Annotated in this window: 15 protein-coding genes; 6 read left to right on the top strand and 9 right to left on the bottom strand. The window is 65.9% G+C overall.

Going from position 1 to position 18,149, the window contains the following annotated elements; genetic code table 11:
- Positions 1-3: 3 nt before the first annotated feature.
- A complete protein-coding gene (locus WN72_RS11645) occupies positions 4-1,905 on the bottom strand; it encodes a sensor domain-containing diguanylate cyclase (protein ID WP_027564272.1) in 1,902 nt (633 codons plus the stop codon).
- 173 nt (positions 1,906-2,078) lie between these two features.
- Positions 2,079-2,294: a hypothetical protein gene (locus tag WN72_RS11640; protein ID WP_027564271.1), complete on the bottom strand. Its 216-nt coding sequence runs from the start codon at positions 2,292-2,294 to the stop codon at positions 2,079-2,081.
- A gap of 106 nt (positions 2,295-2,400) precedes the next feature.
- Between WN72_RS11640 and hemE the strand changes: the two genes are divergently transcribed.
- A complete protein-coding gene (gene hemE / locus WN72_RS11635) occupies positions 2,401-3,435 on the top strand; it encodes a uroporphyrinogen decarboxylase (protein ID WP_092218151.1) in 1,035 nt (344 codons plus the stop codon).
- Positions 3,436-3,711: 276 nt separating this feature from the next.
- Here hemE and hemC read toward each other — a convergent pair whose 3' ends face one another.
- The 3 genes from hemC to WN72_RS11620 are packed head-to-tail and all read right to left on the bottom strand — an operon-like array spanning position 3,712 to position 6,987.
- Positions 3,712-4,692, bottom strand: a complete 981-nt coding sequence (gene hemC, locus WN72_RS11630; RefSeq protein ID WP_027564269.1) for a hydroxymethylbilane synthase — start codon at positions 4,690-4,692, stop codon at positions 3,712-3,714.
- 25 nt (positions 4,693-4,717) lie between these two features.
- Positions 4,718-6,343, bottom strand: a complete 1,626-nt coding sequence (locus WN72_RS11625; RefSeq protein WP_092218152.1) for a GMC family oxidoreductase — start codon at positions 6,341-6,343, stop codon at positions 4,718-4,720.
- A 53-nt stretch (positions 6,344-6,396) separates the two neighbouring features.
- Positions 6,397-6,987 carry a TetR/AcrR family transcriptional regulator gene (locus WN72_RS11620; RefSeq protein ID WP_027564267.1) on the bottom strand — a complete coding sequence of 197 codons (591 nt, stop codon included), beginning with the start codon at positions 6,985-6,987 and terminating at the stop codon, positions 6,397-6,399.
- Positions 6,988-7,334: 347 nt separating this feature from the next.
- On the opposite strand from WN72_RS11620, the gene WN72_RS11615 reads away from it, so the two are divergent.
- From WN72_RS11615 to WN72_RS11600, 3 genes are all read left to right on the top strand, one after another.
- On the top strand, positions 7,335-7,700 hold the full coding sequence (locus WN72_RS11615; RefSeq protein ID WP_092218153.1) for a nuclear transport factor 2 family protein: 366 nt from the start codon (positions 7,335-7,337) through the stop codon (positions 7,698-7,700).
- Positions 7,701-8,163: 463 nt separating this feature from the next.
- Entirely contained in the window at positions 8,164-10,125 is a 1,962-nt protein-coding gene (locus WN72_RS11605; RefSeq protein WP_092218154.1) for a putative bifunctional diguanylate cyclase/phosphodiesterase, read from the top strand.
- Positions 10,126-10,293: 168 nt separating this feature from the next.
- On the top strand, positions 10,294-11,034 hold the full coding sequence (locus WN72_RS11600; protein ID WP_244553880.1) for a cupin domain-containing protein: 741 nt from the start codon (positions 10,294-10,296) through the stop codon (positions 11,032-11,034).
- Between the two features lie 64 nt (positions 11,035-11,098).
- Here WN72_RS11600 and WN72_RS11595 read toward each other — a convergent pair whose 3' ends face one another.
- The 4 genes from WN72_RS11595 to pgm form a co-directional block, all read right to left on the bottom strand.
- Positions 11,099-12,079 carry a PDR/VanB family oxidoreductase gene (locus tag WN72_RS11595; RefSeq protein WP_092218156.1) on the bottom strand — a complete coding sequence of 327 codons (981 nt, stop codon included), beginning with the start codon at positions 12,077-12,079 and terminating at the stop codon, positions 11,099-11,101.
- 11 nt (positions 12,080-12,090) lie between these two features.
- Positions 12,091-12,843 carry a GntR family transcriptional regulator gene (locus WN72_RS11590; protein ID WP_027564262.1) on the bottom strand — a complete coding sequence of 251 codons (753 nt, stop codon included), beginning with the start codon at positions 12,841-12,843 and terminating at the stop codon, positions 12,091-12,093.
- Between the two features lie 3 nt (positions 12,844-12,846).
- The gene (locus WN72_RS11585) at positions 12,847-13,896 is read right to left on the bottom strand and encodes an aromatic ring-hydroxylating dioxygenase subunit alpha (RefSeq protein WP_027564261.1); all 1,050 of its coding nucleotides are present in this window, start codon (positions 13,894-13,896) and stop codon (positions 12,847-12,849) included.
- A gap of 296 nt (positions 13,897-14,192) precedes the next feature.
- Positions 14,193-15,839 (bottom strand): phosphoglucomutase (alpha-D-glucose-1,6-bisphosphate-dependent), encoded by a 1,647-nt coding sequence (gene pgm / locus WN72_RS11580; protein WP_092218157.1) that lies wholly within the window; start codon positions 15,837-15,839, stop codon positions 14,193-14,195.
- Between the two features lie 306 nt (positions 15,840-16,145).
- Here pgm and WN72_RS11575 point away from each other — a divergent pair, with 306 nt between their 5' ends.
- Complete coding sequence (locus WN72_RS11575) at positions 16,146-17,264, top strand: alpha/beta hydrolase family protein (RefSeq protein WP_092218158.1); 1,119 nt, start codon at positions 16,146-16,148, stop codon at positions 17,262-17,264.
- A 53-nt stretch (positions 17,265-17,317) separates the two neighbouring features.
- Positions 17,318-18,130: a lytic transglycosylase domain-containing protein gene (locus WN72_RS11570; RefSeq protein WP_092218159.1), complete on the top strand. Its 813-nt coding sequence runs from the start codon at positions 17,318-17,320 to the stop codon at positions 18,128-18,130.
- Positions 18,131-18,149: the final 19 nt, after the last annotated feature.

Below are 18,149 nucleotides of genomic sequence, written 5' to 3'. Positions count from 1 at the left end.
ATCCTACTCGCCGACGGCCTTGGGCAGGTTCGCAACCTGGACCGACATCATCAATCGGTCGCGACCGGCTTCCTTCGCGGCGTAGAGCGCCTGGTCGGCCGCCTCGACGAGGGTGCCGACGCCGGCGGTCCGCTCCAGCGCCGGGCGGCAGGCGGCGCCGCCGAGCGAAGCGGTGACGCGACCAGAGCTGCGATTGGCACTGTGAACGAGGCCCGCCTCGCGGATGGCCTTCCGGATCCGCTCGCCGATGCGGGCGCAGCCGTCTGCATCGGTGTTCGGCAGCAGCATGGCGAATTCCTCGCCGCCGTAGCGCGCAGCGAGATCGCCGGGACGTTTCATCTCGGCGGCGATGACCTGCGCCACCACGCGCAGGCAGGCGTCCCCGGCGGGATGGCCGTATTCGTCGTTGTAGGCCTTGAAGTGGTCGACATCGATCATCAGCAGGGCGAGGCTGGAGCGGTCGCGATAGGCGCGCGCCCATTCATCGCTGAGCCGCTCGTCGAAGCGGCGGCGGTTGGCGAGCCCGGTCAGGCTGTCCTCGATCGCAAGGGTCTCGAGCCTGGTCTCCAGCTTCTTCTGCTCGGTGATGTCGCGCGAGATCGCGACCACGCCGTCGACGCGGCCGTTGTCCTTGCGCGTCACTCGCATGGTCGATTCGAGCCAGACCTCCTCCTTCTGCCGGTGCGAGTTCCGATAGGTGACCCGCGCCTCCTCCTTCTCGCCGCGCTTCATGGCATCGACGAGGGCCTGGACCTGCTGCAGGTCGTCGGCATGGATGCCCGCGAGCGCCGGCGTGCCGATCAGCTGGTTGGCGCGCCAGCCGACGACACGGATCGAGGACGGAGAGACGTAGCGCAGCCGCTCGTCGAGCCCGATGCTGGTGACCATGTCGCTGGAGCCTTCGGCGAGCAGGCGGAAATGGGCTTCCTTCTCGACCAGGGCAGCGGCCATGCTCTGGCCCCGCTGCAACTGCCGCACCAGCACCGCGCCGATGATCGCGATCAGCATGACCAGCGCGAGCACGTAGAGCATGCGGGAGATCGCCGCCGCGCGCCAGGGCGCCAGCAGCTCGTCCTTGTCGACGGTCGCGAGCAGGACGAGCGGATAGCGGCCGCTGCGCTTGAAGAAGCTGACGCGGTCGGCGCCGTCCAGCGGCGACTTGAAATGATAGGCGCCAGCCGGCCGTTGCAGGCTGGCGTCGCGGAATAGCGGGGTATCGGCCACGCTGCGGCCGACGAATTTTTCGTTGTGCGGGTTGCGCGCGATGATCGTGCCCTCGCCGTGCATCAATGCCACGGAGCTGTTGCGGCCGATCTCGAACTGCTCGTAGAAGTGCGAGAGATAGCGCGAGCTGATGGTCGCGAGCACGACGCCGCCAAAGCTGCCGTCCGGCTTGTTGAAGCGGCGCGACAGGGTGACGACCCATTCACCGTCGAGCTGGCTCTTCACGGGGTGGCCGACGAACGGCTCGCGCTTCGGCGAGAGCTGATGATGGCGGAAGAACGCATCGTCGCTGAGCGTCGAGGAGATCGTGCCGGGCGAGGTCAGCCAATTGCCCTGGTCGTCGATGATGGCGAGACTGTGGACGCGCTCCATCGCCTTCTTGCGCGCCTCCAGCAGGCTTCTGAGCTTGGCGATCGTGGCCGGCTCGGTGCCGTCCATCTCGAGCCGGCTGACGACGCCGACGACGCCGGAATCCAGCAGATCGAGGCTATCCTCGGCATGCTGGGTCAGCGAGCGCGCGACATTCGCCATCTCGGTCTCGGCGCCCTTGAGCACCGCATCGCGCGCGGCCCATTCGCGCCAGCCGCTGACGCCGAGGATGGTCGCGCAAGTGAGCACGACGAAAGCCGCCGCGCGCAGCGGCAGGCGGCTCCATCCGGCTCTTTGGGCAACGGCGTTCATGCGGCAGGGTTCTCCGATCGCCGGGAACCTCTGCCGCTTCTGTTATTGAACTCTGAAACGATTGGCGGAATACGCCGCCATACCCCCGGTTTCCCGTAGTCGTACGGACGCCGGGATCGATGCATCGCTAACAAGACATTAGCGAACCTATCGGAATCCGGCGCCCCTTACCGCTAGCTGAAGATCGCCTTAACCTTGTCCCAGAGCGAGGGATTGTCGGCGTCCGCGTCGGCCTTCGAAGGCGTCGGCTGGGCGGCGCTGACGGGATCGGATGCCGGGAAGGTACCCTCGAGCCCGGTGTCGAGCTTGGCGTGACGATCGGCGACGAGCGCCTCGCGCAGATCGTCGGCGTGCTTGTCGTGCGGCGCGGGATTGAATGTCTCAGCCATGATCTCCTCCGTTGGCTGGTCAACGCGGCCCGATTGCGCTGGTTCCCCTGTTCCGCTCGGGGCCGCCGCGGTGTATCAGGGGCGATAACCTGCTTCAGGACCATTCGTGCCCCAGCCTGCGACGAAACCTTTCATCGACGTCCTCTCCGGCCAGCGCCAAGCCATCCCGCCCATGTGGATGATGCGGCAGGCCGGCCGCTATCTGCCTGAGTATCGCGAGGTGCGCGCCAAGGCAGGCGGCTTCCTCGATCTCTGCTTCAACCCGGAGCTCGCCGCCGAAGTGACGCTGCAACCGATCCGCAGGTTCGGCTTTGATGCGGCAATCATCTTCTCCGACATCCTCGTGATCCCCTACGCGCTCGGCCGCTCGGTACGTTTCGAGGTCGGCGAAGGTCCGCGGCTGGAGCCGCTCGATGATCCGGCGAAAGTCGCAACGCTCGCCGCACAGGCGGACCTCGGGAAGCTCACGCCGGTGTTCGAGGCGCTCAAGCTCGTGCGCGGTGCGCTCGATCCCAAGACCGCGCTGATCGGCTTCTGCGGCGCGCCGTGGACGGTTGCGACCTACATGGTCGCCGGCCACGGCACGCCCGACCAGGCGCCGGCCCGGATGATGGCCTACCGGCATCCGGAAGCGTTTGCGAAGATCATCGACGTGCTCGTGGAGAGCTCGATCGAATATCTGCTGAAGCAGCTCGAGGCCGGCGCCAACGCGTTGCAGATCTTCGACACCTGGGCCGGCGTGCTGCCGCCGGCCGAGTTCGCGCGCTGGTCAACCGAGCCGACGCGGCGCATCGTCGCGGGCGTGCGCGCAAAGGTGCCGGATGCGAAGATCATCGGCTTTCCCCGCGGCGCTGCTGCGCAACTGCCCGGTTACGTCGAGGCCACCGGCGTCAACGCGGTCAGCATCGACTGGACCGCGGAGCCCGCCTTCATCCGCGAGCGCGTGCAGAGCCGTGTCGCCGTGCAGGGCAATCTCGATCCGCTGGTGCTGATATCAGGTGGCGCCCCGCTCGATCGTGCCGTCGACAACGTGCTGGCGAACTTTGCGCAAGGGCGGCTGATCTTCAATCTCGGCCACGGCATCCAGCCGGAGACGCCGATCGCCCATGTCGAGCAGATGATCAAGCGGGTGCGGGGGTAGAGGGACTCTTTCCACGCCGTCATGGCCGGGCTTGTCCCGGCCATCCACGCCTGACCACTCGGCACCAAGAACGTGGATGCCCGGCACAAGCCCGGGCATGACGCCCCCTTTGTGGTCGGCTCCGATAAAAAACCGCGAAAACAACCCCATGCACAGTAGGAATCATTGAAGAATTCCCCCCGCGCGGATATTCGTCCTTTCCGAATAAGATTTGACCCGTCGGGCAAAACAGGCGCATAATGCCATCATCACCCAAGCGACCGGTTAGCCGAGAGCCTAGCGCGGCCGGCTGCGCTCGATGATCTCGGCGGCGCCCTTCGCCAAGAGATCCAGACCCACCGCACGGCCGAGCTCACGCGGGCGATTGGCAGGGCCCGTGTGCGAAGCTTCGATGATGGTGTTGCCGGAGAGGTCGAGCACGGAGGCGGTGAGTGACATCTGATCGGCCGATATGGTCGAGAAGCCCGCAACAGGCGAATTGCAGTGGCCGTTGAGGACCCACAGCACCTCGCGCTCGGCATCGGCAGAGGCGTGCGCGGCGGGATCGTCGATCGATGACAGAATTTGCCGCGTCTGCCAGTCCTGCGCGGCGCATTCGACGGCGACGATGCCCTGCCCCGCCGCGGGCAACATCTCCGCCGCGGAGAATTCGTAGGCGATGCGATGCGCAAGACCGACGCGGTCGAGGCCCGAGCGTGCCATGATCAGCGCATCCGCGGGCCCTACCGCGCCGCCATCTGGCAGCTTCTGCTTCTCGCCATTGTCGAGTTTTCGCACGCGCGTGTCGGCAGCGCCGCGGAAGTGGATCACCTCGACATCCGGAAACAGCCGCCGCGCATAGGCGGCCCGGCGAACGGCATTGGTGCCGATCTTGAAACCCTTGCCGCGGGACTGACGCAGCGCTTCCAGCGTCACGCCCTCGCGCAGCACTAGCGCATCGCCGGGCGGATCGCGCGATAGCGTGGCGCCGATGACGAGACCGGGCGTGTCTTCATTGCCCGGCATGTCCTTCAGCGAATGCATCGCGGCCTGAAGTTCTCCCGACAGCACGGCGGCGCGGATCTGCGCCACGAAGGCGCCGCCCTTGCCGCCATGCGGCAGCAGCTTGCTGGTCTGGTCGAGATCGCCCGTGGTGTCGAACTTGACGATCTCGACCTCGAGATCGGGCATGGCCGCGCTCAGGCGACGCGCAATCTCCTCCGTCTGCGCCAGCGCCATCGCGCTCTTGCGGGTGCCGATCTTGAATCGCGTAGCCAAGTCCAAGTCCTTTCAATGCGCGAATTTAGCGCGCATCCTCCAATATCATGTCCGACGCCTTTTCGGCGATCATGATGATCGGCGCGTTGGTGTTCCCCGAGACGAGGTCCGGCATGACCGAGCCGTCAACGACGCGAAGGCCGTCGAGCCCCCTTACCTTCAGCCGTTGGTCCACCACCGCGAGCGCGTCGTTGCCCATACGACAGGTCGAGGTCGGATGGTAGATGGTGCTGCCGCGGTCGCGGCAATAATCCAGGATCTCGGCATCCGTGGATACCTTCGCGCCGGGATCGTACTCGTTCACCACGAACGGCTTCAGGGCCGGCGCATTCAAGATTTTGCGCAGGATCTTGATGCCTTCGACGTTGGTGGTGCGGTCGGTCTCGGTCGACATGTAGTTGATGCGGATCTCCGGCGGCACGGTCGGGTCCGCGCTTCGGATCCGCAGGGAGCCGCGGCTCTCGGGGCGGAGCTGGCACACCGACGCGGTGAAGCCGGAAAAATCATGCAGCCTCTCGCCCATCTTGTCGGTCGAGAACGGCAGGAAGTGGACCTGGATGTCCGGCGAGGCCAGCCGTGGATTGGTCTTGAAGAAGGCGCCGGCCGTGCCGGCCGCGATCGTCAGCCAGCCTTTCCGGAACAGCGCGTAGCGCGCGCCGGCCAGCGTGCGGCGGAGCGGATGATTGACGGTGTCGTTGAGCGTGATCTGCTGCGAGCAGCGCATCACGATGCGGACCTGCATGTGGTCCTGGAGGTCGTGGCCGACGCCAGCTGCGTCGAGCACGACATCGATGCCATGCTTGCGCAGGAGATCGGCGGGGCCGACGCCGGAGAGCTGCAAGAGCTGCGGCGAGTTGTAGGCGCCGCTCGACAACACGACCTCCTTCCGCGCCCGCGCGCGGCGGACGGTCGCGCCCTGGCGGTACGCGACGCCGACGGCGCGGCGGCCCTCGAACAGCACGCGCTGGCCGAGCGCTTCGGTCTCGATCTTGAGGTTGCTGCGGGTCTTCGCCGGACCGAGATAGGCCACCGCTGTGGACGCGCGCCGGCCGTTGCGCGTCGTGGTCTGAAACAGGCCGACGCCTTCCTGCGTCGCGCCGTTGAAGTCAGGGTTATAGGGCAGACCGGTCTCGACCGCGGCGTCGATGAAAGCCTTCGACAGCGGATCGGTCACGATCATGTTGGACACCGGCAGCGGCCCGCCCGTGCCGTGATACTGATCGGCGCCGCGCGTCTGGTTCTCGGCCTTCTTGAAATAGGGCAGCACGTCGTCATAGCCCCAGCCGGCATTGCCGTGCTGGCGCCAGCGGTCATAGTCCTCGTGCTGGCCGCGGACATAGAGCAGGCCGTTGATCGAGCTCGAGCCGCCCAGCGTTTTTCCACGCGGCTGAAACACTTGCCGTCCCTTCAGCTCGGGCTCCGGCTCGGTCTGGTACATCCAGTTGACGGTCTTCTCCTTGAACAGCTTTCCGTAGCCGAGCGGCACGTGGATCCAGATGTTGGAATCCTTCGGACCGGCCTCGAGCAGCAGCACGCTGTGCTTGCCGTTCGCCGACAGGCGGTTGGCGAGCACGCAGCCGGCCGAGCCGGCGCCGACGATGATGTAATCGAACTCAGTATCGGACCGTGTGAGGGCGGAATTTGCGTTCATGCGCTACTGTTCTTTTTGTTGGTGTGGGCGTTTCCGTTTCGTCACTAGCACAATCATGCGCGCAGACGCAGCGCCTCGACCAGCGATCTGAACGCACGGGCATATTCCGCGCCGGCCCTTGCGATGTCGGCGCGTCCGGCGCAGGCGACCGCGGCCTCCGTCACCGCGCCGAGCAGCAGCCGCGCCAGCGGCTCGACCGGCTGGCGTCCGATCAGGCCGGCCTCCATCGCGGCCGAGAGTGCGCGCGGCATCTTGCCGCCAAAATGCTGCGCGTCGATCTCGCGCCAGCGCTCCCAGCCGAGCACGGCCGGGCCGTCGCGCAGGATGATCTGGCCGGTCGCTCCCTTGGCGGTCGCGGCAAAATAATGCTGGGTGCCAGCGACCATCGCGGCGAGCACGTCCTTCTCCGCCCGCGCGGCCCTGTCGATCTCGGCAACGAGATCGCGCGAGACAAGATCAAACACGGCTTCGAACACCGCTTCCTTGGTCTTGAAGTGATGATAGACCGCGCCCTTGGCGATGCCGGCAGCCTCCGCAATCTCGTCCATGGTGGTGGCGGCAAAGCCGTGCGTTCCGAACAGCCGGCGCGCCGCCGTCAGGATCGCCTCCGTCGTCGCCGCCCGCCGCTCCGCCTGTTTTGCCATGGGTCTCGTTTATCGCGTGATGGGTTGAAGTCGAAGAGAGTTCGGCGATCGGCGGCGGTCTCTCCGTTCCCTCCCCCTTGCGGGGAGGGGCAGGGAGAGGGGTACCACACGGGGATTCCATCGAGGGCGCACCCGCCTCGTGCATCTTCGACAATTGGCGCTCTTTGCTGGGCTACCCCTCTCCCTAGCCCTCCCCCGCAATGGGGGAGGGAACGCACCGTCGCTTGAGCGCTAGCTGCGTCTCACTCATCTGGCTGTAATCGAATTCTCCGCGGGTCACCAGTTGACTTTTCGACTATCGGTCGGTATTTACCGACTGCCAGTCGGTTTCATTCGTGAGGTGTGCCATGCCAAGCCGTGACGTCGTCGAAGCCTTTGCGCAGCGTCTGGAGGATGGGGATTTCGTCGGGGCGATCGAGCAATTCTACACGCCCGATGTCGCCACTTACGAGAACAACGCGGCCCCGACGGTCGGCCGGGACAAGCTGGCGGCGAAGGAGCGCGGCGTGCTGGCCGCTTTCAAGGAGGTCAAGGCCGTGCGGGTCGGCCCGAGCCTGATCGAAGGCGACAACGTCGCCTCACGCTGGATCTTCAGCTTCACCAATGCCGAAGGCATCACGCGCACACTGGAAGAGATCGCGTGGCAGACCTGGCGGGGCGACGAGCTGATCGAAGAGCGGTTCTATTACGACCCGAAGCAGTTGGGGCGGTGACGCCCCCCTCCTAGTCGTTTTCAGCCCGGTTCGCCCGGCGCGGTCATCGCGTCGGCGAGCTTGCGCATCAGGCGCACAAGATGCTCGATCTCCCGGTCGTCCCAGCTCGCAAACATTCCCCCGACAATCCGTCTCCGGACTAAACACTTGACCGGGCGATCCAGTACACCGGGACGGTCGTGATTGAACCGGCAGACCGCGGCGTACTGGATGCTCCGCCCCCGTGCGCAATTGCGCACTAGGCGGGGCATGGCAGTGGAGATGGTGGCGAAGATTGCCCTTCCGTTACAGCCGTAACGCGCGGGCCCGCATTTGTATCGATTTGTTATCGATATGCGATCTTTGCCACCTAGAAGTGATCACGCCGGACCTCGCAAGCGTGGATAATTCATAGTTCGTCAAATCTTTACGGCGAATTCTCCGGATCGAGCCGGACAATCGGCTCATGCTGCTAGGCTCTGGAATGCGGACTCAAACGACCAGCTATTTCGCGCGGCTGTTTGCCGGCGATCTGTCGGCCTTTGGCGGTCCTGCAACCGACGAAGCCGTGGCCGGCCATATCCGCGCCGAACAAATGTCGCTGGTGCTCGGCTATTCCGTCGGCATCATGCTAGCCAATGCCTGCAACGCCGTCGTGCTAGCGATCGCGCTGTGGCAGTCGCCGGACCGTATCCCTGCCCTGATCTGGGCGGTCGCTGTCGCCGGCGCCGCGATCGCATTCGGCCTGCAATCCCGCGCCGCGCGCCGGATCACGAAACCGCAATTCGTCTCGCGCCGGGCGATCCATCGGCTGGTGCGCAACGCCTTCGTGCTCGGAACCGCCTGGGGCATCGTCCCGGTCGCCTTCTTCGCCAATGCCTCGACCGGCGGCCAGCTCGTCATCACCTGTCTCTGCTCGGGCATGCTGGCCGGCGGCGCGCTGGCCTTCGCCACCATTCCGATCGCGGCCATTGCTTTCACCGCGCCTATCTTCATCGGGATCGCCATTTGCCTGGGACGAAACGGCGACCTCGCCTTCCTGCTGATCGCCTTTCTCGTCGTGGTCTATGGCAGCGTGCTGCTGCGCGGCGTGTTCGTGAATTCGTTCGCCTTCGCGCGGCGCGTGATGCGGCAGATCGAGGCCGAGCGCACGGTGCGGCAGGACCCGCTGACCCAGCTGCCCAACCGCGTCGCCTTCAACGAGACGCTCGATGCCGCCCTGAAGCGCCTCGCTTTGTCCGGCGAGGAGTTCGCGGTGCTGCTGCTCGACCTCGACCGCTTCAAGGAGGTCAACGACCAGTTCGGCCATCCCGCCGGCGACGAATTCCTGGTCCAGGTCGCAAGCCGCCTGCAACGCTGCACCCGCGCGGCCGAGCACGTCGCGCGCATCGGCGGCGACGAGTTCGCGCTGCTGATGGCCAATCTGGCGCGCCCCGAAGACGCGCTCGAGATCGCCGAGCGCTTCGTTGCCGCCTTCACCGAGCCGTTCCAGATCGAGGGCCGCCAGTTCGTCGGCGCGACCAGCGTCGGCATCGTGCTGGCGCCGCGCGACGGCAGCGCTGCGCTCGACATCATGAAGAATGCCGACACTGCGCTCTACCGCGCCAAGAAGGCCGGCCCGGGCACCGTGTGCTTCTTCGAGGCCAGCGACGACCGCTCATCGCGCGAGCGCAAGGCGCTGCAATCGGACCTCGCAGGCGCCGTCGGACGGAACGAGCTGTTCCTCGCCTTCCAGCCGTTCCTCGATCTCGACGAGAACCGCATCACCGGCTTCGAGGCGCTACTGCGCTGGCAGCATCCCTCGCGCGGCCTCGTGCCGCCGAGCGAGTTCATCCCGATCGCCGAGGAGACCGGGCTGATCCACGAGATCGGCGAATGGGTGATCCGCCGCGCCTGTGCAACGCTGGCGGACTGGCCCGAGGACATCCGCGTCGCCGTGAATTTTTCGGCGGCGCAGTTTCACAACACGAGCATTCTCCAGACCATCGTGCAGGCGCTGGCGGATGCCAAGGTCGCCCCTGACCGGCTCGAGATCGAGATCACGGAATCGATGCTGCTGTCGAAATACGGCTCGGCGGCGTCGATCCTGAATGCGCTGCTCGAGCTCGGCATCACTGTGGCGCTCGACGATTTCGGCACCGGCTTCTCCTCGCTGACTTACCTGCGCAAGCTGCCGTTCAGCCGGATCAAGATCGACCAGTCCTTCATCCGCGACATGCTGGTGCAGCCCGACTGCGCCGCGATCGTGAAGTCGGTGATCTCGCTGGCGCGCGATCTGCGCATCGGCGTGGTCGCGGAGGGCGTCGAGACCGCGGACCAGCTCGAATATCTCAGGCAGATCAGTTGCGACGAGGTGCAGGGCTATCTGATCAGCCGGCCGGTGCAGGCCGATGGCGTAATGGCGCTGCTGGAGACCAAGAAGCTTCGGGCGACGTTTGCGGCGTAAGAGCGCTTGCTCACGAACGTCAGCTTCCGAGCGTAAGGCCAGCATCGCCCCGCCTGGTCGTCATCAACACGCGCGCATCCCCGACCAAAGCCGAATAGCATTGCAATGCCTACGCGCCTAGATTGTGGCCGTGAAGGCAGGTTGTCGGCGGCCAACGGGGGATACCGCATGGTGAGCAGCTTCCTTTGGCGCTTGTGGCAACGGCACAAGAAAAGCTCGCGGGATGACGCGGAGCCAGCTTCCGAACAATTCGAAGGCAGCCATCGGCGACACATGTTGCAGGCGCTGTCCGTCCTGGTGACCGGCAGCGCGCTGGGCGGAATGTCACACCCGGCCGAAGCAAGGGATTCGAGTGATTTGCCGCCTCCAAGACGTGCGCTGACCGGCCGCGACCAGACCGGCAAGTCGGTGCTGAAGTCTTTCGACGTGACGCCGAAGGTGGTTGAGATCGATGCAAATCCGGGACTGACTTTCTACGAACTCTATATGACCGAGGGCGTGCCAGACCTCACCGGCCGAGAGCCGGATCCGATGTTGAAGGGAACGAAAGCCTTCCCGGGCCCCGGCGGCACGATGTTTCGTCTCATCTCGTATCCGCCGAAGCGTCCCGAAGGCTGGAAGCCGCCACCTGGAGTGACTTTCGAGAGCGGGCTCAGGGAAATGTCGGAGAAGATCCCCAGCATGGGAGACCATTTCGAGCGCGGCACGCCAGGAATGCACACGTCGGACACCATCGACTACGGGGTCGTGGTTCGTGGCGAGATGACGCTGGAACTGGACGACGGGCAGAAGGTCCATTTGCGCCAAGGTGACTGCATCGTCCAGAACGGAACGCGCCATCGCTGGCGCAACCCGTTGCCGGAACCCTGCCTCATGGCGTTTATCTCGGTCGGCGGGAAGCGCGCCTGATAGCTGAAGGATCGTGGGGCGGCTCCGCTTTCAGGCGCGGCGTATGGATGGCCGAACGCCCTGCTTAGACCGCATCCGTCCGCAGCAGCGTGTCCACGGTGATGGTGCCCCGCGCGCGGGAGACGCAGGCGCAGATCTTCTGGTTGCTCTGTTTCTGATGGTCGCTGAAGAAGACGTCGCGGTGGTCGATCTCGCCGTCGACAGCGACGACGTCGATGGCGCAGAGGCCGCATTCGCCGCGCTTGCAATCGTACATGACGTCGTGTCCGCTGGCGTTGAGCACGTCGAGCATCGAGCGCTCGCGCGGGATTTCGAGCTCGACGTTGGAGTCCTTCAATCGCACGCGAAAGGTTTCGGTCGGCAGCGTGCCGCTGGAGCCGAAGGTCTCGTAGCGCAGATCGGGCAGCGGATGGCCGGCGCCGATCCAGGCATGGCGCGCGGCATCCAGCATCCGCATCGGGCCGCAGAACAGCGCGAGCGAGCCTTGCGACAAGGACGCGAACAGCGCGTCGAGATCGAGCCGCTGGCCCTCGTCGCTCGCATGCACGACCAGGCGATCGCCGAGCATCGCGCCGAGATCGTCGAGATAGGCGGCCTCGCCGCGCGAGCGCATGGCATAATGCAGCGTGACATTTGCGTCGCGCCGGGCCAGTGCCTGGGCGGCGCCGAGGATCGGGGTGATGCCGATGCCGCCGGCGATCAGGCAGTAGTTTTGGCGGGCCCAGTCGACTGCGAGCAACGAGGCGGGCTGAGTGATGTCGAGCCGCGCGCCCGGCGCGAGCTGCCACATGTAGCGCGAGCCGCCGCGGGAATCCTCGGCGCGGCGCACCGCGATGCGCAGGCCGCGCGAGGTGGCTTCGCCGACCAGCGAATACGACCGCGTCTCCGGCGAGCCGTCGATGGTGACGCTGACATTGATATGGCTGCCGACCGGATAGGCCGCGCCGTCGAACTGATCGGGGCGGATCAGGAATTCGCGGATGCCGGGGGCGAGATCGCGCGTCTCGACGAGCGTTGCCGGAATCCAGGTCTCAACGAAGCGCATGGTGACTGCCCTCAGTCGGTTGCGGTCTTGATCAGCGCGAGCGCCGGCAAGAGATCGAGATGGGTGCGGTTGCGCAGTGCAAGCCGTAAGTTGCGGACGGCGAGCCGGGCGTGCTCGCGCATCACGGCTTCGGCGCGAGCGCCCTCGCGGTTCTCGATGGCGTCGATCACGACGCGGTGGTGCTCCTGCCCGATGATCAGGATCTGCTGCGCTTCGGGCAATGCCGACTGCGCCATCACGAAGCCGCTTGGCGAAGCGAACGGCAGCGCCGAGGCGCGATCGATCTGCCGGATCAGCGGCGGGCTGCGCGACAATTCGGTGAGCAGGGCGTGGAAGCGCGCATTGAGCGTGACATAGGACGAGAAGGCCTCGATCGAGATCGGCACTTGCCGCAGCAGCTCGTCGATCGCAGCAAGACATTCCTTCAGCGGCTCGAGCTCGCGCGCGGAGACGCCGCGCTCGGCGGCGAAGCGCGCGGCAAGGCCTTCCAGCGTGCCGCGCAGCTCGATGGAATCGGAGATGTCCCGCTCCGAAAACGCCTTCACCATGAAGCCGCCGGACGGGATCGCTTCCAGCAGCCCCTCCTCCTCCAGCCGTACCAGCGCCATGCGCACCGGCGTGCGCGAGGCGCCGGTCGTCTCCACCGCCTGGAGCTCGGAGATGCGCTCGCCGGGACGCAAGGACCCCGACAGGATCTGGTCGCGCAGCGCGAGCTGCGCCTTCACGGTCTGCGAGACGGAGCGGTCGACCTCACGCTCGGCCATCGTTTACTCCGCGGCCTGGAGGTGCTGCGGCGCGTTCTCTTTCGCCACCATGCGGTCGATTAGCTTGCGCGACCACATCGCGCCGGCGTCGATGTTGAGGTTGTAGAAGATGCGGTCGGGGTTCTCGTCCATGGCGCGCTGCTGCGCCTCGAGGATCAACTCGTCCTCGCGGAAGATGCCGGAGACGCCTTCGCGGATCTCGGTGGTGATGCGCTGCTCATCGAGACGATAGTTGCGCACGAAGGCCCAGAAGTAGTGGCAGGTCTTCTCGGTCTCGGGCGTGATGGTGTTGAGCACGAAGCCGTTGACGCCCTGCGAGCGGTCGCCTTCCGGCGCGCCGGTGCCCGTTGGCGCCACGCCGACGTCGATGGCGATGGTGCACGGCGCCTCGAAGCGGATGATCTGCCAGCGGTCGACGAGGCCGGACTTGCCGAGCTGTTTCGCCCAGAACGGCGGCGCCTCGATGCCGCGCATCCAGCGCGTCACCGTGACCGTCTTCTCGCCATGGGTGACGTCGAACGGCGCTTCGGCCACCGCGTCATTGCCGATGGAGGAGCCGTGCACAAACGTCTCGTGGGTGAGGTCCATGAGATTGTCGAGCACGAGGCGGTAGTCGCAATTGACGCGGATGGTCTTGCCGTCGCCGGCCCAGGCCGGATCGTGATTCCAGTGCATGTCGGGCACGAGCGCGGGATCGGCGAGCGCCGGATCGCCCATCCAGAGCCAGATGTAGCGGTGGCGCTCGACCACGGGATAGGCGCGCACGCAGGCCGACGGGTTGATGGTCTCCTGCGAGGGCATGAAGGTGCAGCGGCCCTGCGCGTTGTATTTCAGACCGTGATAGCCGCAGACGACGGTGTCGCCTTCGAGCCGGCCCTTGGACAGCGGCACCAGCCGGTGCCAGCAGGCATCCTCCAGCGCAGCCACCGAGCCGTCGGCCTTGCGGTACATCACGACATGCTTGCCGCAGATCGTCCGCGGCAACAGCGCCGGCTTCACCTCGGCGTCCCAGGCCGCGGCGTACCAGGCGTTCATGGGGAAGGGTTTTGTCATGGGCCGTGCTCCCGGGCTTATGTATGCGTTATGTATACAATAGCGGGAGCGCGGAATCGTTCAAGGCCAAAAATTGTGTATCTAATTACCTCTTCTGCGGATTATGTATACATATATAGCCACAAGTCATTCCCCGCGAAGGCGGGGAATCCAGTACTCCGCGGCGGTCATTGGTTCAGACAATTTCCGCCGCGGAGTACTGGATCGCCCGCCTTCGCGGGCGATGACGCCGCGTGGTGTGGCGAGGCCTACCTTTGGCCGGGAAAGGCGACACGCGGCGCTCCGCGTCGGCGCGCTTACGCCCCGAACACCTTCGCTAGCCCCGCCTGGGCTTCTTCCTGAATACGCTTCAGGTGCTCGGTGCTGCGGAAGCTCTCGGCGTAGATCTTGTAGACGTCCTCGGTGCCCGAGGGCCTTGCCGCGAACCAGCCGAAATCGGTCTCGACCTTGATGCCGCCGAAGGGCTGGCCGTTGCCGGGCGCCTTGCTCAGCGTCGAGCGGACCGGATCGCCGGCGAGGTCCTTCAGGCCGAGCTGCTCGGGCGTGACGGATTTGAGGATGTTCTTCTGCGGCACGGTGGCGGCGACGTCGATGCGCGCGTAGTGCGGCACCCCTAACTCGGCGGTGAGGTCGCCGAACAGCTGGCTCGGATCGCGGCCGGTTTTCGCCATGATCTCGGCGGCGAGCAGGCCGAGGATGACGCCGTCCTTGTCGGTGGTCCACACCGTGCCGTCGCGGCGCAGGAACGAGGCCCCTGCACTCTCCTCGCCGCCGAAGCCGAAGCTGCCGCCGACAAGACCATCGACGAACCATTTGAAGCCGACCGGCGTCTCCACCAGCTTGCGGCCGAGTTTCTTGGCGACACGATCGATGATCGAGCTCGACACCACGGTCTTGCCGATCGCGGCATCCTTGCCCCAGTTCGGCCGGTGCGCGAACAGGTAGGAGATCGCGGTCGCGAGATAATGGTTGGGATTCATCAGGCCGCCGCTGCGCGTGACGATGCCATGGCGATCGGCGTCGGTGTCGTTGGCAAAGGCAACGTCGAAGCGGTCGCGCATCGCGATCAGGCTCGCCATCGCGTAAGGCGAGGAGCAGTCCATGCGGATCTTGCCGTCCCAGTCCACCGTCATGAAGCGGAAGGTCGGGTCGATCGCCTCGTTCACGACCGTCGCCTTGAGGCCATAGCGCTCGATGATCGGATGCCAGTAATGCACGGCGGCGCCGCCGAGCGGATCGATGCCGATATTGATGCCGGCGGATTTGATGAGATCGAGATCGACGACATTGCCGAGATCGGCGACGTAAGGCGTGATGAAGTCGTAGGCGTGTACGTTCGCCGACTTCTTCGCCTTCGCGTAGTCGATGCGCTTCACTCCCTTGAGACCATCGGCGAGATAGGCATTGGCGCGCTTCTCGATCACGGAGGTCGCGTCGGTGTCGGCCGGGCCGCCATGCGGCGGATTGTATTTGTAGCCGCCGTCTTCGGGCGGATTGTGCGAGGGCGTGACGACGACGCCGTCGGCAAGACCCGATGTGCGGCCCTTGTTGTACGTGAGGATCGCGTGCGAGATCACGGGCGTCGGCGTGTAGCCGCCGTCCTTGTCGATCATGATCTCGACGCCGTTGGCCGCGAACACCTCCACCGCGCTTGCCAGCGCTGGTTCGGCCAGCGCGTGGGTGTCGATGCCGATGAAGAGTGGGCCTGTCAGCCCCTTTTCTTTCCTATAGTCGCAGATCGCCTGCGTGGTCGCGAGGATGTGGCCCTCGTTAAAACTGTTCTTGAACGAGGTGCCGCGATGGCCTGAGGTGCCGAACGCGACCCGCTGCGCGGGATCGGCGGCATCGGGCTTGCCGGCGAAATAGGCCGTCACCAGCCGCGGAATGTTGGTGAGCGCGTCCGGCGAGACCAGCTTGCCCGCCGCGGGATTGACATCAGCCACTGAAATATCCTCGTCCTGTCGTCACAGAGATAGCGGGATACCATAGCATCGGCCCGGTGTCCGCCAAACCACAACACACGCGACGGGTGAGGCGTTCCTGAGGCGGGACGCCAGACTCAGTCCGTCATCCGTCATTCCGGGGCGCGCGAAGCGCGAGCCCGGAATCCATCGTGCCGCAATTGACGCGGACAAATGGATTCCGGGTTCGCGCCAAGTGGCGCGCCCCGGAATGACGGGCGGAGGGCCGCCTGCACATCCGCTGGATCATGCTATGGTCCATTCCACCGAGGCTCTTCGAATCGTCCCATGGCTGTTTCGCGCAAGCTGCTCCTGTTGATCGCCGGCCTGCTCTTGGCCGGCGCGCCGGCGCATGCCGCGGAGTTTTATACGGAAGACCTGCGCATCCCGATGGCCGAGACCGGATCGCAGGGGCTGGAGGCTTTCCTGGTCCGCCCGGCGGGGACCAAGCGCTATCCGCTCGCGCTGCTTAGCCACGGCTCGCCGCGCAGCTTCGACGACCGCGCCACGATGTCGGCGCACAAATATTACGGCATCGCGCTCGAATATGCCCGGCGCGGCTATGCCGCGCTGATCGTGATGCGGCGCGGCTACGGCACCTCGCCCGGCGGGCGCGTCGACAGCGTCGGCGCTTGCGCCAACGCGGCCTACCTGCCGGCAGCGGCGGTCGCGGTAGCGGATTTGCGCGCCGCGATCGATGCGGTGGCGCGCCGGAGCGACGTCACGACGTCAGGCATGATCGCGGCCGGTCATTCCGCCGGCGGGCTCGCCACCGTCGCGCTGACCGCGCAGGCGCCGCCCGGCCTCGTCGCCGCGATCAGCTTTGCTGGCGGCCGCGGCTCGCGCGACGACGACGACGTCTGCAATCCCGATGGACTGGTGCAGGCTTTTGCGACGTTCGGCAAAACCTCGCGCGTGCCGATGCTGTGGGTTTACGCGACCAATGATTCCTTCTTCGGTCCCGATCTCGCGCGCCGCCTCTATGACGGGTTTCGCGCGGGTGGCGGCAACGCAAAATTCATTGCGGCACCGCCCTATGGCGACGACGGCCATTATCTCTATTCGGTGGTCGGCCGCCCGCAATGGACGCCGTATCTCGACGCCTTCCTGCGCGAGCGCGGGCTCGGCCATGACGTCCTGAGCCTGCCCGATCCGCTGCCGCCGCCGAGCCGGCTCAACGAGGCCGCGCGCGCCGAGTTCGCGCGCTATCTCGCCTCGACGATGCCGCACAAGGCGTTTGCGGTGTCGCCGAACGGCGGTTACGGCTGGCGGGCGGGACGCGCGACCGTCGACGACGCCCAGCGCGATTCCCTCGCCGCCTGCATGAAATGGTCGCCCACCTGCACGCTCTATGCGGTCGACGACCACCTGGCTCCGGCCACCGATCAGAGCGCCCGCGCGCGATAAGGGACCTTCCCGCCCGAAGCCCGTTGTTAACTTCGAAGCCCTATGACAGGCCCATGCGAGGTGATCGGACACGCTTCCAACGTGACGCGACGTGGAGATACGCCGCGGTCGCCCTGCTGTTGTCGGTTCCGATCTGCGCGCATGCCAAGGACGGCACGCCGGACGAGCCGCGCACGACACCGGCGGCTTCGGAGAGCATGACGGAGCTTGGCGCCGGCGAAACGCCGTCGTCCCGCGCCGAGATCCGCAAGATCATCGAGCGGGAAACCGCGAAGACCGGCCTGCCTGCCGACATCGCAGAGGCCGTCGTCTTCGTCGAAAGCGGATACAATTCGGCCGTGATCGGCAGCGTCGGCGAAATCGGCCTGATGCAGGTGCGGCCCGAGACCGCCGCCATGCTGGGGTTCCGCGGCAACAATACGGAGCTAGCCGAGCCTGACATCAACATCCATTACGGCGTGCTTTATCTCGCCCGCGCATGGCGCCTCGCCGGCGGCGATCTCTGCCGCGCCCTGATGAAATATCGGGCAGGTCATGGCGAGGAGGCGATGACGGCGCGCTCGCAAGTCTATTGCAATCGCGCCCGCAACCGTCTTGTCGCGATGAACTCGGCAGCTCTGGAGGGCGGCGCTACGGCTTCGGATCCGGCTCCCGCGGCGGCTACGCCCGCTCCGGCAGCATCGGCAGCAAAGGCAACAAAGATAGCGCAAGCGCCGAAGGTGCCGACACGTCCAAAGGACGTCTATGCACGCTACCGTCAGGGCTCGGCGGCCGCCAGCCGCGCCTATTGGGCCGCGCATGAAGCGAGGGTCAGCCTCATCAAGGCGCGGATCGAGGCGAAGTGGAAACGGGTCGCATCGCGCTGACCGCGATGCCTCCTGTGCG

It is taken from the genome of Bradyrhizobium arachidis (assembly GCF_015291705.1).
In the GTDB taxonomy this organism is placed as follows: domain Bacteria; phylum Pseudomonadota; class Alphaproteobacteria; order Rhizobiales; family Xanthobacteraceae; genus Bradyrhizobium; species Bradyrhizobium arachidis.
This window is presented reverse-complemented; position numbering and strand designations above follow the sequence as displayed.

Coding starts and splice junctions, on each gene's coding strand:
- WN72_RS11595 (WP_092218156.1), bottom strand. CDS start 12,079: ATGCGCTTCGTTGAGACCTGGATTCCGGCAACGCTCGTCGAGACGCGC.
- WN72_RS11575 (WP_092218158.1), top strand. CDS start 16,146: ATGGCTGTTTCGCGCAAGCTGCTCCTGTTGATCGCCGGCCTGCTCTTG.
- WN72_RS11625 (WP_092218152.1), bottom strand. CDS start 6,343: ATGAACGCAAATTCCGCCCTCACACGGTCCGATACTGAGTTCGATTAC.
- WN72_RS11605 (WP_092218154.1), top strand. CDS start 8,164: ATGCGGACTCAAACGACCAGCTATTTCGCGCGGCTGTTTGCCGGCGAT.
- WN72_RS11645 (WP_027564272.1), bottom strand. CDS start 1,905: ATGAACGCCGTTGCCCAAAGAGCCGGATGGAGCCGCCTGCCGCTGCGC.
- WN72_RS11640 (WP_027564271.1), bottom strand. CDS start 2,294: ATGGCTGAGACATTCAATCCCGCGCCGCACGACAAGCACGCCGACGAT.
- WN72_RS11570 (WP_092218159.1), top strand. CDS start 17,318: ATGCGAGGTGATCGGACACGCTTCCAACGTGACGCGACGTGGAGATAC.
- WN72_RS11590 (WP_027564262.1), bottom strand. CDS start 12,843: ATGGCCGAGCGTGAGGTCGACCGCTCCGTCTCGCAGACCGTGAAGGCG.
- WN72_RS11585 (WP_027564261.1), bottom strand. CDS start 13,896: ATGACAAAACCCTTCCCCATGAACGCCTGGTACGCCGCGGCCTGGGAC.
- WN72_RS11600 (WP_244553880.1), top strand. CDS start 10,294: ATGGTGAGCAGCTTCCTTTGGCGCTTGTGGCAACGGCACAAGAAAAGC.
- WN72_RS11615 (WP_092218153.1), top strand. CDS start 7,335: ATGCCAAGCCGTGACGTCGTCGAAGCCTTTGCGCAGCGTCTGGAGGAT.
- WN72_RS11620 (WP_027564267.1), bottom strand. CDS start 6,987: ATGGCAAAACAGGCGGAGCGGCGGGCGGCGACGACGGAGGCGATCCTG.